Annotated in this window: 14 protein-coding genes, 4 pseudogenes and 2 riboswitches; of the genes and pseudogenes, 6 read left to right on the top strand and 12 right to left on the bottom strand. The window is 65.0% G+C overall.

The genetic code is table 11. The features are described 5' to 3' along the window. Positions 1–230 precede the first annotated feature (230 nt). On the top strand, positions 231–968 hold the full coding sequence (locus tag M8J71_RS00320) for a hypothetical protein (RefSeq protein ID WP_256246030.1): 738 nt from the start codon (positions 231–233) through the stop codon (positions 966–968). Beyond that, positions 965–1,702, top strand: a complete 738-nt coding sequence (locus tag M8J71_RS00315; RefSeq protein ID WP_256246029.1) for a hypothetical protein — start codon at positions 965–967, stop codon at positions 1,700–1,702. Before M8J71_RS00320 ends, M8J71_RS00315 begins: the two co-directional genes overlap by 4 nt. Before the next feature lie 228 nt (positions 1,703–1,930). Here M8J71_RS00315 and M8J71_RS00310 read toward each other — a convergent pair whose 3' ends face one another. From M8J71_RS00310 to mobA, 5 genes are all read right to left on the bottom strand, one after another. Beyond that, on the bottom strand, positions 1,931–4,969 hold the full coding sequence (locus tag M8J71_RS00310; RefSeq protein WP_256246028.1) for an alpha-mannosidase: 3,039 nt from the start codon (positions 4,967–4,969) through the stop codon (positions 1,931–1,933). Between the two features lie 151 nt (positions 4,970–5,120). Then, positions 5,121–6,008, bottom strand: a complete 888-nt coding sequence (gene fdhD / locus M8J71_RS00305) for a formate dehydrogenase accessory sulfurtransferase FdhD (RefSeq protein WP_256246027.1) — start codon at positions 6,006–6,008, stop codon at positions 5,121–5,123. Positions 6,009–6,092: 84 nt separating this feature from the next. Then, on the bottom strand, positions 6,093–7,472 hold the full coding sequence (locus M8J71_RS00300; protein WP_256246026.1) for a molybdopterin molybdotransferase MoeA: 1,380 nt from the start codon (positions 7,470–7,472) through the stop codon (positions 6,093–6,095). Next, positions 7,469–7,762 carry a DUF6457 domain-containing protein gene (locus tag M8J71_RS00295; protein ID WP_205484411.1) on the bottom strand — a complete coding sequence of 98 codons (294 nt, stop codon included), beginning with the start codon at positions 7,760–7,762 and terminating at the stop codon, positions 7,469–7,471. The genes M8J71_RS00300 and M8J71_RS00295 overlap by 4 nt, the downstream gene beginning before the upstream one ends. Before the next feature lie 15 nt (positions 7,763–7,777). Then, positions 7,778–8,422 carry a molybdenum cofactor guanylyltransferase gene (gene mobA, locus M8J71_RS00290; protein ID WP_256246025.1) on the bottom strand — a complete coding sequence of 215 codons (645 nt, stop codon included), beginning with the start codon at positions 8,420–8,422 and terminating at the stop codon, positions 7,778–7,780. A gap of 85 nt (positions 8,423–8,507) precedes the next feature. On the opposite strand from mobA, the pseudogene M8J71_RS00285 reads away from it, so the two are divergent. Continuing rightward, a pseudogene (locus M8J71_RS00285) lies at positions 8,508–8,633 on the top strand (IS982 family transposase); the annotation flags it as partial. A gap of 157 nt (positions 8,634–8,790) precedes the next feature. Here M8J71_RS00285 and M8J71_RS00280 read toward each other — a convergent pair. The 5 genes and pseudogenes from M8J71_RS00280 to M8J71_RS00260 all read right to left on the bottom strand — a co-directional run bounded on the left by M8J71_RS00280 (position 8,791) and on the right by M8J71_RS00260 (position 13,196). Next, the gene (locus tag M8J71_RS00280) at positions 8,791–9,291 is read right to left on the bottom strand and encodes an HNH endonuclease (protein WP_256246024.1); all 501 of its coding nucleotides are present in this window, start codon (positions 9,289–9,291) and stop codon (positions 8,791–8,793) included. A 290-nt stretch (positions 9,292–9,581) separates the two neighbouring features. Beyond that, positions 9,582–10,095, bottom strand: a pseudogene (locus M8J71_RS00275) (NlpC/P60 family protein); the annotation flags it as partial. 150 nt (positions 10,096–10,245) lie between these two features. Beyond that, positions 10,246–10,929, bottom strand: coding sequence for a C40 family peptidase (locus M8J71_RS00270; RefSeq protein WP_256246023.1), 684 nt, complete (start codon positions 10,927–10,929; stop codon positions 10,246–10,248). A 70-nt stretch (positions 10,930–10,999) separates the two neighbouring features. Further along, positions 11,000–11,182: riboswitch (cyclic di-AMP (ydaO/yuaA leader) on the bottom strand. 128 nt (positions 11,183–11,310) lie between these two features. Further along, complete coding sequence (locus M8J71_RS00265) at positions 11,311–12,132, bottom strand: M23 family metallopeptidase (RefSeq protein ID WP_256246326.1); 822 nt, start codon at positions 12,130–12,132, stop codon at positions 11,311–11,313. 10 nt (positions 12,133–12,142) lie between these two features. Beyond that, a riboswitch (cyclic di-AMP (ydaO/yuaA leader) is annotated at positions 12,143–12,354 on the bottom strand. 146 nt (positions 12,355–12,500) lie between these two features. Beyond that, entirely contained in the window at positions 12,501–13,196 is a 696-nt protein-coding gene (locus M8J71_RS00260) for a metal-dependent transcriptional regulator (RefSeq protein ID WP_256246022.1), read from the bottom strand. Positions 13,197–13,474: 278 nt separating this feature from the next. On the opposite strand from M8J71_RS00260, the pseudogene serC reads away from it, so the two are divergent. Next, positions 13,475–14,605, top strand: a pseudogene (gene serC, locus M8J71_RS00255) (phosphoserine transaminase). A gap of 312 nt (positions 14,606–14,917) precedes the next feature. On the opposite strand, the pseudogene M8J71_RS00250 reads toward serC, so the two are convergent. Together M8J71_RS00250 and M8J71_RS00245 are read right to left on the bottom strand one after the other, a co-directional pair. After that, positions 14,918–15,556, bottom strand: a pseudogene (locus tag M8J71_RS00250) (DUF3027 domain-containing protein); the annotation flags it as partial. 96 nt (positions 15,557–15,652) lie between these two features. Then, positions 15,653–16,036 carry a cold-shock protein gene (locus M8J71_RS00245; protein ID WP_013599963.1) on the bottom strand — a complete coding sequence of 128 codons (384 nt, stop codon included), beginning with the start codon at positions 16,034–16,036 and terminating at the stop codon, positions 15,653–15,655. A 217-nt stretch (positions 16,037–16,253) separates the two neighbouring features. On the opposite strand from M8J71_RS00245, the gene M8J71_RS00240 reads away from it, so the two are divergent. Then, on the top strand, positions 16,254–16,487 hold the full coding sequence (locus M8J71_RS00240; protein ID WP_163165670.1) for a hypothetical protein: 234 nt from the start codon (positions 16,254–16,256) through the stop codon (positions 16,485–16,487). A gap of 10 nt (positions 16,488–16,497) precedes the next feature. Next, a complete protein-coding gene (locus tag M8J71_RS00235) occupies positions 16,498–18,984 on the top strand; it encodes a helicase-associated domain-containing protein (RefSeq protein ID WP_256246021.1) in 2,487 nt (828 codons plus the stop codon). Positions 18,985–18,989: the final 5 nt, after the last annotated feature.

Below are 18,989 nucleotides of genomic sequence, written 5' to 3'. Positions count from 1 at the left end.
ACCGGAGCGCAGCAGTTCTGGCGCTTCCCGGCCCGCAAAGCCTCGCGCATTCCGGCAGGAGGACGGCGCCCGGAGCCCGGACATAAAAGAACCCGCTGGTCCGGACTTGGGGGGTGTACGGACCAACGGGCTCGACCATCAAGCATAGTCGAAACATGCAGGCGGGTAAAATCGGCGTCGATGTCGTCAGGCTAAAATCGACAAACCACCCGTTCTCCAGAGAGCCCCCTATGACCCTCCCCGCCAAGGCGTTCCAGCGCTGGCTGCAAGGCATTGCGCCGGACGCCAGCACGGCAGACGTCTGCAGGATTTCCGGGATCAAGCGGACCACCCTGGCCCAGCAGCTGGTCCGTGGAAAAGTCTCGGTAAGCACAGTGGTCAGCATCAGCCGCGCCTACAACATCAACCCGGTGGCGGCTTTGGCTGACTTCGAGCCCTACCGGGAACTGGCCGGTCCCCAGCAGCCACCTACGCGCGGCGAGTTGGTAAGCCAGATCTCTACTGCCGACCTCCTGCGCGCCATGCTGGTGCGTCCGGGGATGGACCCGGCCGGGCCACCGGGCGGTGAACCGCCCGCGCTGTCGCCGGCGCCGCACGCCACTTCCGTCAGGAACTGGGTTGATGCCATTGACGACGGCGAGCTGCGGCACCGTGTTTCCGCCGCCACCGGCATCGCGCCGCAGAACTATTCCGCGCAGTTGTCCGCCAACCGGCTGTCGGCCGGGCTGGCGCTTGCCACGGCTGTCGCAGCAGGTGTTGGACTAACAGATGGCCTGGTGGCCACGGGCCTGGTTACGGAGGAAGAGGCAGGGTGGCTTCCGGGTGCACGGCAGGCAGCACTGGACAGCCTGTCCGACGGCGACCTCGCGGTCCTGGCCGGCGACAGGCTGCAGGCACTGGGCAAGGTGCTGCGGCGCCAGGAGCAGGACCAAGCGCAGACGGAAAAGATTTGGGAGAACCTGGGATGATCGAAACCCTTCAGTGGTCAACGCTGGCCATCTGTGGCCTGATTGCCGCAGCCCGGGTGCCCAGCGCCCTCCGGGGAGAGAACAGGTCGCTTTTTTACATCTTCGCCCTGATGACCGCGGCCATCCTTCTGAGTATCGAGGCTCCCTACGTCGCCGTTGACACGGCTTTGGGAGGCGTCAACCTCGCCAATCTGCTGTTGCGCTTCATCATTTTCGGGGCCATATATTTTGTTGGCATCCGGGTCACCCGCGGGTTCGGAGCCGACCATGCTTACCGTCTCATCACCGGAAAAGCTGGTATGGCCGTTCTGCTGGCAGTTTCCCTGGTAATGACGCTGCTCTTCTTCCTGATGGACACTGCCGGCTCGTCTGCGGGGTTGTGGGCAACCTCAGGCAAAAGCGAGCGCAACTTCATCCTGGTGGAGTACTACGGAGCGGCCGGCCGCGCCTATCCCTCGTATGTCTCCCTGGTGCTGCTTCCAGCGATGGTGCGCGCAGCGCAGAGCAGGCTGCCGGTTCTGGTGCGGCTCGCCGCCGGGCTTTTGGCAATAGGCGGAGTGGCAATTGCCGTGACCCTGCTATTCCCTGTAGTGCCGCCAGAGTGGGTCGCTTTGGAGTTCATCGTCAATTACACCGCGGTACTCTGTTTCGTCCTCGGCCTTGCCCTCATTTGGGTCGCCAGGGTTAGAAGCAACAAGAGCTACAAGCCGAAAAGGACATCTACCGAAACGTAACCTTTTGGGCTTTCACAAATTCATTAGAGTGTGAAACAATCATGAATGTGTGAAGGTGGGAGCCTAGGGCGTTTACGAACGGGGATACTTTCTTGAACGATGAGGCTCCCGGGGGCCTTTGCATGCTTTGGGGGGATGAGTGGTGGCGGCCGTTGGGGACCGCCCCCACTCAGCCATTTAAGGGCCCTTTCTGCTCTTTTCCGGGAAACACGAGGCCAAGCCGGGATGCTAGGCGCGAGTGCGCACAAACCGCAGCGTGACCAACTGGAACGGCCGCAGGAGCAGCTCCGTTCCCTCGGGACCTGCTTCGACGCCGGACGCCTGCACGGGGCGCTCCAGCAAGTCGACGGTTTCGACCTGCTGGACCGGGAAGTTTGCTGCGAGCCGTCCCGCCGAGCGTTGCCCCAACGACTCGTACAACCGGACAACCACATCCCCGGAGCCGTCCTCCGCCAGCTTTACCGCCTCGATGACCAGGGCAGGGTTTGACACGGAAAACAGCGGCTCCACCGGCGCGGCGCCAGTGACGAGCCGAGGTGCGAGGTTCGTCCGGTAGCCTTCCTGGACAGCATCGGCAATGTCGGCGCCGGGCCTGATAGTGACTGTCAGCTCGTGGTGTCCGCGGTCTGCGTCCGGATCCGGGAACTTCGGGGCGCGCAAAAGTGACATACGCACGGTGGTGGTGGTGCCGCCGTCGGCCTCCCTGATGCTCCTGGTGACGTCATGACCATAAGTGGACGAGTTGGAAACTGCGACGCCGTAGCCCGGCTCGGCCACGTGGATCCAGCGGTGCGCGCAGATTTCGAACTTGGCCGCTTCCCAGGACGTGTTGATGTGGGTGGGGCGGAAGACGTGCCCGAACTGCGTCTCCGCCGCCGACCGGTCCGCCCGTACGTCCAGGGCGAAGCCAAGCTTCAACAGCTTTTCCCGCTCCTGCCAGTCCACTGAGGTGGTGATGGAAAGCGAGGGGCTTCCGGCGGCCAAGCTGATGCGCTGGGTAATGGCAGAGGATCCGGCCATCCGCTCCACCACAACAACAGCTTCATCGCCGTGCTCCGCGAGGCGCACCGACTCCGCGCAGGTCAACGGTGTGACGTTGCGGCGGTAGAACTCGTCAATGTCCCAGGCGTCCCACTCGTTGGGGGTGTCACGGTGCAGTTCCAGCAGGTTGCCGCGCTCCCCCGGGGCAATCGCCTCACGGCCGCTCGCGTAGTCCCGAAGCGAGGTGAGCAAACCGTCCGCGTCCAGGACTGCCCGGATGATGCCGTTGTCCAAAACGAAGCCGGCGTCCCGTGCTGCGGCGCGGGCCGGTAGCGGTGACCCCACCGGCTCGCCTGCTGCCAGTGCCGGCACACCGTCGCGGGCATGCGGCGCTGCGTTCAACAGGAACTGCCGCTCCCCGTTGCCCAGCACTGCCCTGGCTGCCTGGGCGATCAAAGCTTCGAGGGCGGATTCGATGGCCCGGTAATTGCGTTCGGCGTCCTGGTGGACCCAGGCGATGGAACTGCCGGGAAGGATGTCATGGAACTGATGCAGCAGCACCAGCCGCCACAGCCTCTTGAGCTCGGCAGCGGGATAGGTAAACGTGCCTTCTGTCCGGACTGCGGCCGTGGTGCACCACAGTTCTGCTTCGCGCAGCAGGTGTTCACTGCGCCGGTTGCCCTTCTTGGTCCTGGCCTGGCTGGTGTAGGTGCCGCGGTGCAGTTCGAGATACATTTCGCCCACCCACACGGGCAGCGAGGAATATTCGTCTTCAGCCTGCCGGAAGAAGCTCTCCGCGGATCCGATCCGTACCTTCGGCGAGCCTTCGAGATCCGCTGTCCTGGCAGCCGCAGCCAGCATTTCCCGGGTGGGCCCGCCGCCGCCATCGCCGTAGCCGAAAGGCACCAGCGATACCGAGCCGCGGCCATGGTCACGGTAGTTCCGCTCGGCGTGGGCCAGTTCGCGTCCGCTGAGCTGCGAATTGTAGGTGTCCACCGGCGGGAAGTGGGTGAAAAGCCTGGTGCCGTCGATTCCCTCCCAGTTGAAGGTGTGGTGCGGCATCCTGTTGGTCTGGTTCCAGGAGATCTTTTGGGTGAGGAACCACCGGCTGCCGGCGGACTTGACGATTTGTGGCAGGGCCGCCGAGTATCCGAAGGAGTCCGGCAGCCAGGCTTCCCGGCAGTCGACGCCGAATTCGGCCAGGAAGAAGCTCTTCCCCTCCACGAACTGCCGTGCCATGGCCTCGCCGCCGGGCATGTTGGTGTCCGATTCCACCCACATGCCGCCAACCGGCACGAATTGCCCTGCAAGCACCTTTTCCCGTATCCGGCCAAAAAGTTCAGGGTAGAACTCCTTGATCCAAGCGAACTGCTGGGCAGATGAGCAGGAGAAAACGAAATCGGGGTGTTCATCCATCAGGGCAACTACGTTGGAGAACGTCCTGGCGCATTTGCGGATGGTCTCGCGGACGGGCCAAAGCCACGCGGAGTCGATGTGGGCATGCCCGGTGGCAACGAGCTGGTGGGCGGAAGCATAGGCCGGCCTGGCCAGCACTTCGGCGAGCGCTTCGCGTCCGGCTGCGGCGGTCCCGGCAACATCGTCGGGGTCCATCACATCCATCATGCGCTCAAGTGCCCGGAGGATCTCGTGCCGCCGCGGCAGCTCCCAGGGAAGTACGGCCATCAGCCCGGACAGGGTCCAGATGTCCTGCTGGAGTTCCCAAACGGTCTGGTTCAACTCCGCGATGGAGATGGTTCCCAGCCTGTACTGCGGTGCTGTTCCGGCCGTTGACTTGTCCCCATAGGGCGTGGCCGCGAAAGTCCAGCCTTGGGCGACATCGGGGTTGGCGGCCGCCTCCACATAGAAGTCCACCGCCATGCCCCCTCCCAGGAGCTTCAGCGGGATGTACTGGTTCCGGGGTGATACGGCCTTGATGATGGTGCCGTCGGCGCGCCAGGCGATTCCCTCGCATTGGAAGCCGGGCACTTCGATGGTGAAGCCGAGGTCAACCACCACTTCGATAGTGGTGTCCGGCCCCGTGCCCCAGAACTCGGGGACTTCGCCCTGGAGGCGGAGCCACTTGGCACCCCAGGGCTTTCCCCAGGGAGCACCGTGTTCCTGCGGCTGGAACTTTTGCCGCATGGCCTCGAGGGCCGGCACCGGTTCGTCCGGCACATCCCAACTGCTCAGCGTCAGGGGAAGGCTCCGGCTGTATACGGCGGGATTGATGCGTTCGCGGACGAACCTTTCGAGGCGGACTTCCGTAATCCGGCGGTCGTCATGCAATGTTGGCCCTCTTCAGCGCTGGAAACGTGGACCATGGTGTCCATTCGGTGGATAAAACTACCCGCTGGTAGCTTACTCGCCAATCGCGGCGGATGATATCCCTGGAAAAGCGGTTTCCGGAAAAAGTGGGGCCTGCGGTGAAATCCGGTGGTCAGCTCCGCGCGCCGGCGGGAGCCTGGGCGACGGGCCGGACAATACGGTGGTCCCCCGCGTAGATGTTGAGGCTTGTTCCCCGGCTGAACCCGGCAAGGGTCAAGCCGCTGGCATCTGCCAGTTCAACAGCGAGGCTGGAGGGAGCGCTGACGGCAGCCAGCACGGGAATTCCCGCCAGGGCCGCTTTCTGTACAAGCTCGAAGGAGGCCCGCCCCGATACCTGGAGGACGGTGCCGCGCAGCGGGAGCAGCCCTTCACGCAAGGCCCAGCCCACAACCTTGTCCACGGCGTTGTGGCGCCCTACGTCCTCGCGGAGGCACAAAAGCTCCGCGCCGCCGTCGTCCTGGATCCTGAACAGCCCGGCAGCGTGCACTCCGCCCGTATCCTCGAAAAGGCGCTGGGACTTCCGCAGCAGGCCCGGCAGGGACGCGAGGAGCTCCGCGTCGATGCTCAGCGGATCCGCGGCGGGACTGTAGTGCGAGGACTTCTGGACGGACTCCACCGAATCGGTCCCGCAAATGCCGCAGGAGCTCGATGTATAGATGTGGCGGCCAATGGACGGAACTGTGACGTCGGGCCGCAACTGGACCTCAACCACATTGAACGTCTGGACGCCGTTTTCATCCTCGCCGGCGCAGAAACGCAGTGACACGAGCTGCTCCGAGGTCCAAATGATGCCCTCCGACACCAGGAACCCGGCCACCAGGTCAAAGTCGTCCCCTGGCGTCCGCATGGTGACAGAGAAGGAGAGCTGGCCCAACCGGATCTCCAGCGGCTCCTCCACAGCGAGGACATCTTCACGGTGCCTTACCGGGAACTCCAGGGCCTTCGGAGAACCGTCAAGCACATACTTGTGCACCTTGCGGCGCTGGGTCACGCGGCCCATAGCCACCCCTGCCTTTTCATAGGTCCATCATGACAACTGCCGGACCCGGATACCAGCAGAGTACGGTCTGGCCACGGAGCGTAGTCAGCCAAGAAGCGCGCTCCAGTCCACCGGGCCGCTGGACGCCGCTTTGCCGGCCGTCCTGCCTGGCCGCGCCGTGTTCCTCGGCTTGGCTTTGCCGGCAGTCTCCGGAACCGCTGGGATGGGTGGTCCCCAGGGCAGCGCAAACGCCGGCACCGGCTCGCCGAACTGGACCCCGTGCGGCGGCACCACCATCACGCCGGCGGCCGACGCCAACCCGCGCATCATGCCCGGGCCGGTGTGCTGCGCCGGAGATGCCATGCCATAGAGGAGCCGGAACGGCATCAGCCGGGTGCGCCCCGGATCGGGTTCGATGGCGCTTCCGCAGGGCACCTCGTGGATTTCGGGCAGCCTGCCGTGACCGAGCGCGGCGAGCAACGGCGCCCCCACGGTGCACAGCGCCATCATTGCGGCGAGGGGATTCCCTGGGAGGCCGAGTACAAAGCGGCCGTCCGGCAGTTCCGCCAGGACAGCGGGGTGGCCTGGCCGCATCGCGATCCCGTCGATGACGAGCCGCCCGCCCAGTTCCGCCACCGCCTGACGCAGGTGGTCCGTGCCTGAGCGGCCTGTCCCGCCAGTGGTGATAACGACGTCGGCCGGCAGGTCCGGAGCGTCCGGCGCCTCCGGCACCACGTCTTCCAGGGCTGCGAGCCACTCGCCATAGGAGTCCCCGATCCGCTGCTGTCCCCCCGCTATTCCTCCCAGCATGCCCACCACGGCCGGTAATTGTGGACCGAACGTATCCCGCACCTGGCCGGGATCTGGAACACCCTGGCCTATCACCTCGCCCCCGGTCAGCAGGAGCCGGACCAGGGGTTTTCCCTGGACCTGCAATTCGTCGTAGCCGGCGAGGGCTGCCACTGCGAGATGGGCAGGGTTGAGTTCCGCTCCTGCCTTGACCAGGATGTCCCCGGCAAGCGCTTCCTCGCCGGCTTTCCGGATATGCTGGCCGTTCCGTGGCTCGCCAGGCCTTGCGCTTCCTCCGGTCATCAAGACAGGCAAGCCGTCATCGTCCTTGCCAAGCAGCGCGCTCTCACTGCGCAGCACCGCTTTAGCGCCGGGAGGAATGAGCCCGCCGGTGACGATCGGACTTGCCTGATGCGGGGCCAGCCGCGTGCCTGGTTCCGCCAGGATCCACGGCCCGGTCCCGTTGACCGCCCAGCCGTCCATGGCCGAGGACGCGTAGTGGGGCATATCCTGCAACGCCACAATGTCCTGGTCCAACGTGCGGCCGAGGGCCAGGTTCAGGGGAACCGGCCCGGCAGGGATCGGCGTGGCTGCATCAAAAGCTGCCTGCCGGGCTTCATCCCAGGTATGGTCCAGGTGCTCCGGCGCCTCCGGCAGGTCGGTTGAACTCCGTTCTTCCCCGGGTTCCTCAGTCATTCGCCGGGAGTCCCGGCGGCTTCAGCATCGTAGTCCGCAGCCAGGGAACGTGCCACATCCAAAGCCCCTTCCATCGACGCGGCATCTGTGCTGCGTCCGGACGCTGAGGCTAAACCGGCGGCGTAGCCGGCGATAAAGGTGGTGAGTGGCGCCGCGGGCCGCACAACCGAGTGGGCGGCTACACCCGCGAGGGCGAGGATGGCGTTGACGTCCACCTGGACGTCCTCAAGCTCATACGCCTGGAGCAGGGACCTGCACCATTCCTCCAGCGTTTCATCCTGGCTTTTCACGAACTGCCTCCCAATTCAACTGCTGCCACGCCGGTCCTGGCCCTCGTCCCGGCTTCCGGCCTCAACTCCAAGTGCGGCGGCATCATCCCAGGTATCCACATCGGCTGTGGAACCGGCCGGGACGGTAACAAGCTGCACGTCAAGACTAGCAAGGAGCGCCCGCATGGAGCCGTTGTCGAGGGCACCCCGCGAGGCAAGTTCCCGGGCGGCGCATTTTAACCCGGCTGTGCGGTAAAACCCGGCGAGATGCTGGGCCCTGCCGTCTTCGGCGCACGCGATGATTGCATCGGCCCTCGGATTGCCTGCCAGTTCTGCCGTTAGTGCCTCCACCGCAGCCGCAACCCTCGGCATGTCGCACGCCAGTACCAACGTGTAGGTCTCTTCGCTTCCGGCCTGGGCCAGTGCCTCCAGACCGGCAGCCACCGCGGCGGCGGGTCCTGCAAACACCGGCTGCTCCCGGCAGGAGAGCACCCCCGCGGGGAGCGCGCCGAGGTCCGGACCAACCACTACTGTGCGGTTCGCCCCTGACGCGGCAGCCAGCGACCGTTGCAGGAGGGTGTCGCCCTGAAAGACCAGCCCTTGTTTGGGTACGCCGCCCAGCCTGGATGACCGGCCGCCTGCCAGGATCAGGGCGTTGAAGTCCAACCGGTCTTGTTCCACTCCCCCAGCCTAGATGAGTAAGTCCTATTGCCGTGGCGGGGCGCGGGAGCTTTTAAAGTAGGGCGGAGAGTGTTAAGCCGGGGTTGTGAACTCGCAACTAAACACTCTCCTGACCACACTTTACGTCTATTTGGATGACCACGTGCTGCCGGACCTGGGTGTGTCCAGGGCTGGCCGGCCGGGCCGGAAACCGGTGTTGAGCGACGCTGAACCGGCGTCCACCGCGGCAGACACCTCCATGATCTGCCCAAAACCTCATCCTCGGCCAGAGCCCGGGGCGAGGCAACCGCATACTTTCTCCCACCACGGCGCGTCAGCGACGCTGGACCGCTAGTCCCGGGACGGCGGGGGCAACTCCATCCGCTGGATCAGGCAGCGCGCTCGGGCAGCAGGAACGGATCCCACGCGGGCGTTGGCTTCTCGAGTTCCTTGATCTGCCATATGGTGCCGTGCGGCGGCTCAGGGACAAACCGCAGCTTCCAGCCCATTTCGGCCGGGGTGTGGTCGCCTTTGAGGTTGTTGCACCTCAGGCAGGCAGCCACCAGGTTTTCCCAGGAGTCCGCACCCCCGCGTGACTTTGGGTGAACATGATCGATGGTGTGCGCAGCTTTTCCGCAATAGGCACACTTGTGCCCGTCACGTCGAAGCACCCCCCGCCGGCTGACAGCAGTGGACTGGTTATATCTGGGGCGGATGTAGCGGTTCAGGAGGATCACGGACGGGCGGCCCAGGATCTCCTGGGGGCCCACTACGGGATCGTCCCCTTCGGCCACAACGCTCGCCTTGCCCGTGAGCACAAGCACCAGCGCCCGGCGGAAAGTAATAACCGCCAGCGGTTCATATCCAGCATTCAGAACGAGAGTGCGCATGCACGTACCTCTTCACGGCCGCACCCGTCAGGGGCACGAGGGCCGGCTGCCCTCGGCATGTCCGGGCTATGGATCGACACCACAAGAGTAAACAAAGAAGTGCATTATCAGCTAATTGCTGGAGCACGCCGTGCCGTGTCCGGCCGGAACTCGTGAACTCCCGCAGCTCGCCCGGGTAGCTGCCCGCAGCTGGCCAGGAGTTAAAGCATGCCGGTTTTAACTGACAAGACCCCGCCGGAAGGGCAGGGGTCCTGTTCAGGGATCAGACGCGCATCCGAGGCCGGAGAGCATTAGCTAACGCGGATGAACACCGGGCCGGAGCCAACGCTGGCGCTGAAGACAACGGTTTGGTTCCCGTTGTAGCCGCCGTGCACCGCCTGGCCGTTACCGGCGTAGACAGCCACGTGGGCCATGCCGGCGCCGCCATCGGCGTAGTAAATCAGGTCGCCCGGCTAGGCTTCAGCAGCACTCACGGTGCGGCCCAAGGAAAGGTAGCCTGCGGGCCAGTCGTGGAAGTTGATGCCCACGGCAGCCAGGGAGTTGGTCACCAGCATGGTGCAGTCCTGCATAACACCAAGCTGGGCGTAGGCTGCGGACAGAATGGCTGCACCCTTTCCACTTGCCGAGGCAGGAGCGGCGGGGGCTGCTGCCAGCCGGAGCCGTAGCGGTCACCTTCGCAACAGCGGCGGTCCTTGCGGCCGGAGCAGGGGCCGGAGCGGCTTCCTGGACCTCCACCTCGGGCTCCGGAGCTTCCACAACGGCAGCCGGCGTGGCGGTTACAGCAGGCTTCTCGAAGGAGATGGCACCTTCAAAGCCGCATGTGGGCAGCCAAAGGTGTTTGGACGCGCCGGCATCTTGGGGGTGCGCCGGCACGCCCCGAACGGGGATGTGTGCTGATTTAGCGAAGAGCGTGTTTGGGCAAAGAAAAAGCCCTTGGACCGTGGGGTCGAAGAACTAGTTCACAGTGAAGAAGGCTGAGGAGCCGGTAGCAGCTACCGAGTGCAGCAGCGTTCCCTGGGAGGGGTTCAGGGCACTGATCATCATGCCGTTGCCGACGTAGATACCGACGTGCGCTCCGCCGTTCTGCATGACCAGGTCACCCGGCTGCGGCGTGGAGGTGGGCTTCATTGCAGTCCACGCGTTGACGCGGGGGATGCTGATGCCGGCCTGGGCGTAGACCCACTGGGTGAAGCCTGAGCAGTCCCAGCCGTTGGGGGTGGTGCCGCCCCAAACGTACGGACGGCCGATGCCTGTGTAGGCGAGGCCCGCAATTCCGGAAGTGGACGCCGAGGCAACTGTCTCCACGGCCTTGTCCGCAACGGAGCCGGCCGACGCGGCGGAAGCAGTGGTCACACCCTGTTCGTCGTCGGAGTCCGTGGACTGCGCAACTACCCGCTCAACAACGGGTGCCGGGGTGGTCTTGACCAGGGGACGTTCGAAGGAGACAGTAGCCGTGGGCGCCGCGGTGACAGCGAGGGCGCTTTGTGCCGATCCGGTTTCCGTGGAAGCGGAGACACCAGCCGTGGTGTCCGCTGCATTGGCCGGCAGGCCCATGGTCAGGATGAGGCCCGAGGCGGCTGCGATGACTGCAGCCTGGCGACCTACTGTCCCGGCATTGGCACTAACAGCCTTGGACATGGAGTCCAGGGGGTTGGTACGAACCGGTTGCGCACGGTGGCGCGCAGAATTATGGCGTGAAGACACGAAGGTAGCCTCTCCCAATGCCTACGAGGTGAGCTGTCGGATTCGGATGGGAGTCACCCGGCCGCGCGGCTTCCTGAAAAGCTTTTGCGACTTAACCCCAAGGCCTTCAAAAAAGCGAAGACCAAAATTGGTTCCCCCGCCCCTGCCAGACGATGAAATGCGAACGGACCTTGAGCGGTGGCAGAGTTAGGCAATCCGCACAAGAGCGTCAACTTCGGAAAAGTTGACGCGAGTTAGACGGTACAGCAGTTCTGTGTGAATGTCACATTCAGGTCACGGCAGGTCAAGACTATTCGATAGCTCACCGTCACTTGACTAAAGCCAGCCGGTTGGGTCAACAACTTCGCCGTTGACCTGGACCTCAAAGTGGAGGTGGCAGCCGGTGGAGGCTCCTGTGGTCCCGCTGAGGGCCACAACGTCCCCGCGGGACACTGTCTGCCCCTCCTTCACGCTGAAGGACGACAGGTGGTTGTAGGTGGTTTCCAGGCCGTTGCCGTGATCCACCACGACGCGGTTGCCGCCACCATACTGGTGCCACCCAGCGAAAGTGACGGTTCCGGTGGCCGCGGCCAGAACGGAAGTGCCGCACTGGGCCACATAGTCCTGTCCGCGGTGGAAGTCACCGGATCCTCCGGTGATCGGGCTGACCCGGTAGCCGAACGGTGAAGCAGTACTCAAAGCGGCGAGCGGCGCACCAAGACTTCCGGCGGAAGCGGCGCGGGTGATGGCGCCGGCGGACTGGGCACTGAGCAGCTGTTTCAGCTTGCCGTCCGGGTCCGCCTGGGTAACCACAGCAGAGCGGCTGAAGTCAATCTGGGCGCCCGCTTCCGCCGAAACCTGCGGCTGGGGCGCAACAGCGGACGCGGCGACAGGAGTGGATCCGGATGCGTCCGTGGCCATTACTGGACTGGTGGCCGGCACGGTCACGGTGAGCACCAGTCCGGTGGCGGCCAGGGCGATACCGGCCTTTTGGCCGATGCCGCTGGCAGCCGCGAACTCAGTGATTTGGCGGAAGGGACCCCGACGGCGGCGCGCATCACGGTGCGGATCGCGGGGGCGTTCCGAGGTGATGACTTCGACAACGCGCGGTGTCGAAGCAGGGACCGCCGCGCGGCGGCGTCCCCTGGAATTCTGCATGGTCAAGAAGGGTTCCTCTCTGGAAAGCCTGCGAAGTTAGCTGTCGGATTCGGGTCAGAGAGTTCAAAGACCCGGTCCGCCGTAAGCAAGCTTCGGCACAGAGATATCCCCGGAGGAATCCTTCACTGGAAGAGGCTTGCTGCTGACGGACTTCACCCCAAGGCAGACCCCCGCTGCCGCTTGTGGTTCCCCCGCCTCTGCCAGTTACGACTCGTGCTCCTGATCCGCTGGCAGAGCTCGGCTCCAGATCAGGTAACGCTTTAATATCAACGCTTGGTTCAACTATAGATGCTTAAGCCCGAAAGTAACAATTCCGTTATCTTTGCGTAACGCACTTCACGCGGGGTATGGCGCCGGCTCTTTGCTCTCTAGCGGATCGCCACGAACACGTGCGCGGCAACCTCCGGGGGCAGCTCCAGCGCACCCTCGATTCCCGGAACCCGGACCGAGATGTAGTCGCCCACCCGCTCCAGCGACACAGCCGCACCCGGCCGGATGCCGCCTTCATCAAGCTGGGAGAGCAGTTCAGGCTCTACCTGGATGGGCTCGGCGAGCCGGCTGATGGTCACCACCGAGGCAGGACCGTACGACTTCATCGCCTCCAAAAGGCTAATGGCGCCGTCCGCAAAACCCATTGACGGCACGCCGCCCAGGGCAGCAAGACCCGGGATCGGATTCCCGTACGGGGACTCGGTGGGATGGTTCAGCAGTTCATAGATGCGCCGTTCCACCCGCTCGCTCATAACGTGCTCCCAGCGGCAGGCTTCGTCGTGGACATAGGCCCAGTCCAAACCGATCACATCGGCGAGAAGACGTTCAGCCAGGCGGTGCTTGCGCATTACTTCGGTGGCACGCTTCCGGCCCGTCTCGGTCAGCTCAAGGTGGCGGTCGCCGGAGACAACCACCAGGCCGTCCCGCTCCATGCGCCCGATGGTTTGGGAGACGGTAGGCCCGGAGTGGCGCAGCCGCTCGGCGATCCGGGCGCGGAGGGCAATGATGTTCTCTTCCTCGAGCTCCAGAATGGTCCGAAGGTACATCTCCGTAGTATCGATCAGATCCGTCATCCAGCTCAGCTCCTCGAGCACAGTACCTAGCGTTGTCCCAACGTATCGCCTTCACTGCGACGTAGTCCGTGGAAAAGCTTAGCCTATTTTGACTTTGTCCGAATAGTTCACCGGGACGCGGGCGGGGCGTCTCATTGGCTGGACTATGACGGTTCCGGTTCCCGCCCATAGTGCGGTTCAGGCAGAATAAGGGAGGCCCTGGTTGCAGCCGTCACCGGTTGCCGGCCACCAACACCCGTCCGGACCAAAGCCATGTCCAGCCCGAAATTGGAGCACCCGTGAGCGAAACCAGCATCACTATTCCCGCCGACCTCCTGCCCAAGGACGGACGGTTCGGCGCCGGGCCTTCCAAGGTCAGGCAGGAGCAGATTGATGCGCTGTCCGCCGCCTCGAAGAACATCCTTGGCACCTCCCACCGCCAGGCACCGGTGAAGAACCTGGTTGGCTCCGTCCGCGAGGGTCTCAGCCAGTGCTGCTAAGGCCCTGAGGGCTACGAAGTGGTCCTGGGCGTTGGCGGCTCCACGGCTTTCTGGGATGTGGCAAGCTTCGGCCTGGTTGAAAACAAGGCCCAGCACCTATCCTTCGGCGAGTTCGGCTCCAAATTTGCCGCAGCCACCAACAAGGCGCCCTTCCTGGACTCCTCGTCCATCATCAAGTCCGAGCCGGGCACACGCCCTTCAGCCAAGGCCGAAGCAGGGGTGGACGTCTACGCGTGGCCGCAAAACGAGACCAGCACGGGTGTTTCTGCCCCGGTCAAGCGTGTTGCCGGAGCAGACGAAGGGGCCCTGGTCCTGGTGGACGCCACCTCTGCCGCGGGCGGGCTGGACGTGGACGTAGCGGAAAGTGACGTTTACTACTTTGCGCCGCAGAAGAACTTTGCGTCCGACGGCGGCCTCTGGCTCGGACTGTTCTCCCCCGCCGCACTGGAACGTGCAGGGCGGATCAAGGCGGGCGGCCGCTGGATACCGGATTTCCTGGACCTGCAGACGGCCATCGACAACTCGCGCCTGAACCAGACCTACAACACTCCCTCACTGTCCACGCTGGTAACGCTGGATGCCCAGGTGCAGTGGCTGAACTCCAATGGGGGCCTGGACTTCGCTTCTTCGCGCACGGCAGACTCCGCCGGCCGCATTTACAGCTGGGCAGAGGCCTCGGAGTTCGCAACTCCCTTCGTGGTGAACCCGGAGGAGCGCTCAAACGTTATTGCAACCATCGACTTCGATGAGTCCGTGGATGCCGCGGTGGTCGCCAAAGTCCTGCGCGCCAACGGGATCGTGGATACCGAGCCGTACCGCAAGCTCGGCCGCAACCAGCTGCGCATTGCCACGTTCGTGGCCATCGAGCCGGCAGATGTTTCCGCCCTGCTGGCCAGCATCGATTACGTGGTGGGCGAACTGCGCAAGTGACCGGAACTGCGCAGGCCATCCGGCTGACATAACGCTCCAGCCTTAACGTACGACGGCGCCGCCCGGGTTCTGCCCGGTCGGCGCCGTTTGCGCGTCTTAGCTCAGTTTCCGTGCCTGGGCGCGGTATTCCGGGCCTTAGTCCGTCCCGGCGTCGTGGTCTGAGGGTTCTTCCGGCACGTGCCCGGCTTCATCAAGCAGGGCTTGGTCATCCCGGGAGACGACGTCCAGGGCTAGAGCGTCCAGGGCTTCAGGGTGCAGGGCCCCAGCATCCCCGTCGGCAGGCCGGGCGGTGGCGGACTGGGCGGTGGCGGGCTGAGCGGTGGCGGGCTCAGTGGTAGCGGGCTCGATGGCGACAGTTTCCGGTGCCTCGGCCTCGTCCGCGCGTACACCGGCCTGCTGTGCACCGGCATCGGGCGTGCCGGCTTCCGGCGCGTGCGCCGGGTCTTCGCCGGGCTCCGATTCCTGTTCCTGCTCATCCTCAGGCCGTACCCGTTCCGCCCACGGAACCCATTCAGGTGCCAGGATGGACTCCTCGGATGGCAAAAGGCCGAGCTCGTTGACGGTGACCACCTTGGACCGCGAATTCCGGGTCAGCACGGCGAACCATTGCCACCCGGCGTAGCCGGGCAGCCTGCATTCAAAGAGGTGGGTTACCAGGCGGTCGCCTTCGCTCTTGGCTGCCAGGTGCTGCCCAACGTCCGATGCCGCGGTAATGCCCTCAATGGCGGTCCGTGCCGTGTCCACGGCAGCAGCAAGGAAAGCGTCCGGCTTGCCGGTCCGCCACACGGGCACACCGGCGCGGCGCTTGGCTGCTTTTGCCGCCCCAGGCGCCTGGCCGGCAGGCACAGGGCCGGCAGGCACAGGGCCGGCAGTGGCCGCGGTACCACCGGCAGCCCCGCCGGCTGCGGCACCCGCCTCCGGCTGCGCCGTCTCCAACGGCACCGGGTCCATCGATTCGTCCGGTGACTCCAGACCCTCCTCCAAGGGCATTGGCTCCGGATCGAGTGACTCCACGTCCTGCTGATCAGCTTCCCGGTTCATCAGGGCCTAAACGTCCAGCTCGTCGGCAACCTTACGCAGGGCGGCGGCGATGGCCTTGCCCTTATTGCCTTCCGGGTACTTGCCTTTGGAAAGGGTTCCGGACAGGTTGTCCAAAACAGTCACCAGGTCCTGGACCAGCGGCGCAAGGTCCTTCGCACTGGGCCGTTTGGCCTTGGCGATGGACGGCGTCTTGTCCAGCACGCGCAGGCCCAGGGCCTGGGCACCCTTGCGGCCGTCAGCCACACCAAACTCGACGCGGGTGCCGGCCTTCAGCTCGGTTACGCCCTCAGGCAGCGACGATTTGGGCAGGAAGACTTCCTGGCCATCTTCGCCCGCGAGGAATCCGAAGCCTTTTTCCTTGTCATACCACTTGACCTTGCCGGTAGGCACGTAATCAACCTTCTTCGTTCTGCGTCTTGAGACACGGCCAGCCGTCACCGCATCCACATTGTTGTGCGGGTCCAGGGTATGACGGCTAAAGACCGTGTTGGTCTGTATCCCTCAAGGTTATCCTGCCCGGTGCCGTAATCCTGCTTTCGATGCCTCTCCCCAACTCCACCCTGCACTCATTCCGGGACTGTCAGACCGGGCTGTTAGCGTTACGTCCATGACACCCTCGCGTTACCGGCGTCCCCTGACGATCTTCGCCGCAGTTATTGCCGTGCTTTCGCTGGTGGCGGTGGCTGCCGTGATGGCATTCGCCTTCGCCGGTTCAGTTGCTCCTGCCTGGGTCACCTACACCGCCCTGTACGGCCTGCCGCTGGCGTTCCTCCTGATGCTGTTCCTTGTTCTGGACAGTGTGGCCGGGCGCCGCCGGGCAGGAAAACCGGGCGGGCGGTAACGTTGGACTGATGTCCCTTATTCGCGCGCTCAGCAAGGACCTGGAGGCCCGCAGCGACGACTCGTTGCGGGCGCTGTTCGACGCGCGGCCGGACCTTATCTCACCCGCCGTACCTGACTTCGCCGCCCTCGCGGCCCGGGCCAGCGGGCGCGTGAGCGTCCAGCGCGCCCTGGAGCGCCTCAACCGGCCACAGATGCAGGTCCTGGAAACCCTCCACCTGTGCACCAACACGGATACCGAGCACAGCGCCTCCGCCGCAGGGTTGCGCAAACTCATTTCGGGTTCCACGGTTGCCGCCGTGGAACGTATCCTGGTGTCCCTGCAGGAACTCGCGCTGGTACACCGCGCCGAACCCCCGCACGGAACGCCCGCCATCGGCAACAGGCAGCGCTTCTACCTTCCCGTTGGCAGCCTCAAGGACGTGGTGGGAATCTATCCCGCAGGGCTGGGCCGCAGCTATACGGAGCTGGTGCGCCTCCAGCCGGCGTTCGCGCAGCGGGCGGTCCAGCTCGTTTCCGAACTTCACCGCAGCGGCGCAGCCATCCACGGAGCCACAACGCCCATGGAGGCGGCGCTGGCCCTGCAGCACTGGACGTCCTCCCCGGATGCCCTGCAGGATCTTTTGGCCACGGCTCCGGAACGGACGGCGGCCCTGCTCGCCCGGTTCAGGAACTGGGCCATGGGGGCCGTTCCCCAGGCGCAACGAAAGGCGTCCATCACCACCGAGGGATCCGACGTCGGGCCCATCGATTGGCTCCTGGCACGGGGCCTGCTGGTGCCGCTGGACGCCGCCCATGTGGAGCTGCCCCACAGCGTAGGGCTCTCGCTGCGGGGCGGCGCCGTCATCGACGACTTCAGGCTGTCACCGCCGGTGCCGGAACTCGGCCGGACCAGTGCCGCGTTGCGGCGCAATGCTGCCCTGGGCGCCATAAGCGAGACGCTCCGGCTGGTGGGTGAAGTACTACATGCTGTGCGCGAACAGCCCCTGGCCACACTACGCAGCGGCGGCGTGGGTGTCCGCGAGATGAGACGGCTGGCCGAGATGCTCCGGATCGACCAGCCCCGGGCCGGGCTGCTCCTGGAGCTCTGCGGGCTTGCAGGGCTGATCCGCCTGGATGTCGACTCATCATCCTGGGTCCAGCCGCCGGACCTGGAGTGGCTTATCCTGCCCAGGCAGGAACAGTGGCTGTGGCTCGTCAACGCCTGGCTGGCCAGCGAGCGCGTACCGTCCATGGTGGGGCAGCCGATCAACGGAACCCCCGGAGCGGCAGCGCACCGGGCTGCTTCCGGGAGCACCATCATCGCGTTGTCAGCCGAAGCGCAACGGCCCGACGCCCCCGTGGTACGCAAACGGATCCTGGAGATCCTGAACGAACTCACCCGTGAAGCAGCAGCCCCTGACGGAACTGCGCCGGTCCTGGACGCGCCAGCGGTACTCCAGCGTGCAGAATGGGCCCAGCCACGGATGGCCCGGCGGTTCAGCTCCCTGATCCGCGGAGTTCTGGCCGAAGCCGAAATACTCGGACTGCTGGGCTCAGGGGCCTTGAGTCAACTGGGAAGCGCCGTCGCGGACGACGATCCCGAGGCCGCCCTCTCCATCCTGGGCGAGCACCTGCCCGCAGAATTGAACCACGTGCTGCTCCAGGCGGACCTCACCGCCGTTGCCCCCGGCTACCTCGCCCCGGCGCTGACCGAGAAACTGCTGCTGATGGCCGATGCCGAAGGCCAGGGGCCGGCTACCATCTACCGTTTCTCGCCCGACTCTATCCGGCGTGCACTGGATGCCGGCCACGACGCCTCCACCGTGCTGGAGTTCCTGAGGGAACACTCGGCCACTGCTGTACCCCAGCCGCTGCAGTACCTCGTGGAGGATACGGCTGCCCGGCATGGCCGGCTGCGGGTGGGTGCAGCGGCCAGTTTCGTCCAGAGCGAGGATGAGGCTGCCCTGCTGGAGCTGTTGGCCGGGCCTAAGACGGAGGGGCTGGGGCTGGTACGGATTGCGCCCACGGTGCTTATCTCTTCCGCGCCGCCGCGGGAAACAGCGCAGGTTCTCCGGAGCCTGGGCCTGTCCCCGTCCTTTGACGATTCGGAGCCGCCGGTGCTCCGGCTCCGGCGCGTCCCGGCACCCCACGCCCCGTCCCGCCCCATCTACACTGCGCCGCGGACAGCTCCGCCGGCGGAGGAAGTGCAAGCACAACTGGATGTGCTGCGCCACCGTCCTGCCGCCGTCGGGACTCATCACGGCGCGGACCCAGACCACACCGGTGAGGCAGCCACGCAGCTTGGCCTGGAGGCGCTGCAGCGGGCCATCCGGCTCAAGCAGCGCATCAGCATGAACGTAGTGGACGGCCTGGGGAATGCCAACCTGGAAGTTGTTGTTCCCCTGTCAGTAAGCGGCGGAAGGGTGCGGGTCTTCGACCCCGCGAAGGACACCGAACGGGTGCTGTCCATCCATCGCATCATTGACATTGAGGCAGCAGAGGAACTGCGCCAGTGAAGGAC

The sequence above is a fragment of the Pseudarthrobacter sp. R1 genome (assembly GCF_024494415.1).
Classification (GTDB): Bacteria; Actinomycetota; Actinomycetes; order Actinomycetales; family Micrococcaceae; genus Arthrobacter.
The sequence above is the reverse complement of the archived record's forward strand: the minus strand, read 5'-3'. Positions and strand labels throughout refer to the sequence as shown.

Excerpts from the sequence above, each read along its gene's own strand:
- M8J71_RS00320 (WP_256246030.1), top strand. The coding sequence starts at position 231 with ATGACCCTCCCCGCCAAGGCGTTCCAGCGCTGGCTGCAAGGCATTGCG.
- M8J71_RS00315 (WP_256246029.1), top strand. The coding sequence starts at position 965 with ATGATCGAAACCCTTCAGTGGTCAACGCTGGCCATCTGTGGCCTGATT.
- fdhD (WP_256246027.1), bottom strand. The coding sequence starts at position 6,008 with ATGGGCCGCGTGACCCAGCGCCGCAAGGTGCACAAGTATGTGCTTGAC.
- M8J71_RS00300 (WP_256246026.1), bottom strand. The coding sequence starts at position 7,472 with ATGACTGAGGAACCCGGGGAAGAACGGAGTTCAACCGACCTGCCGGAG.
- M8J71_RS00280 (WP_256246024.1), bottom strand. The coding sequence starts at position 9,291 with ATGCGCACTCTCGTTCTGAATGCTGGATATGAACCGCTGGCGGTTATT.
- M8J71_RS00270 (WP_256246023.1), bottom strand. The coding sequence starts at position 10,929 with ATGTCCAAGGCTGTTAGTGCCAATGCCGGGACAGTAGGTCGCCAGGCT.
- M8J71_RS00265 (WP_256246326.1), bottom strand. The coding sequence starts at position 12,132 with ATGCAGAATTCCAGGGGACGCCGCCGCGCGGCGGTCCCTGCTTCGACA.
- M8J71_RS00260 (WP_256246022.1), bottom strand. The coding sequence starts at position 13,196 with ATGACGGATCTGATCGATACTACGGAGATGTACCTTCGGACCATTCTG.
- M8J71_RS00240 (WP_163165670.1), top strand. The coding sequence starts at position 16,254 with ATGACACCCTCGCGTTACCGGCGTCCCCTGACGATCTTCGCCGCAGTT.
- M8J71_RS00235 (WP_256246021.1), top strand. The coding sequence starts at position 16,498 with ATGTCCCTTATTCGCGCGCTCAGCAAGGACCTGGAGGCCCGCAGCGAC.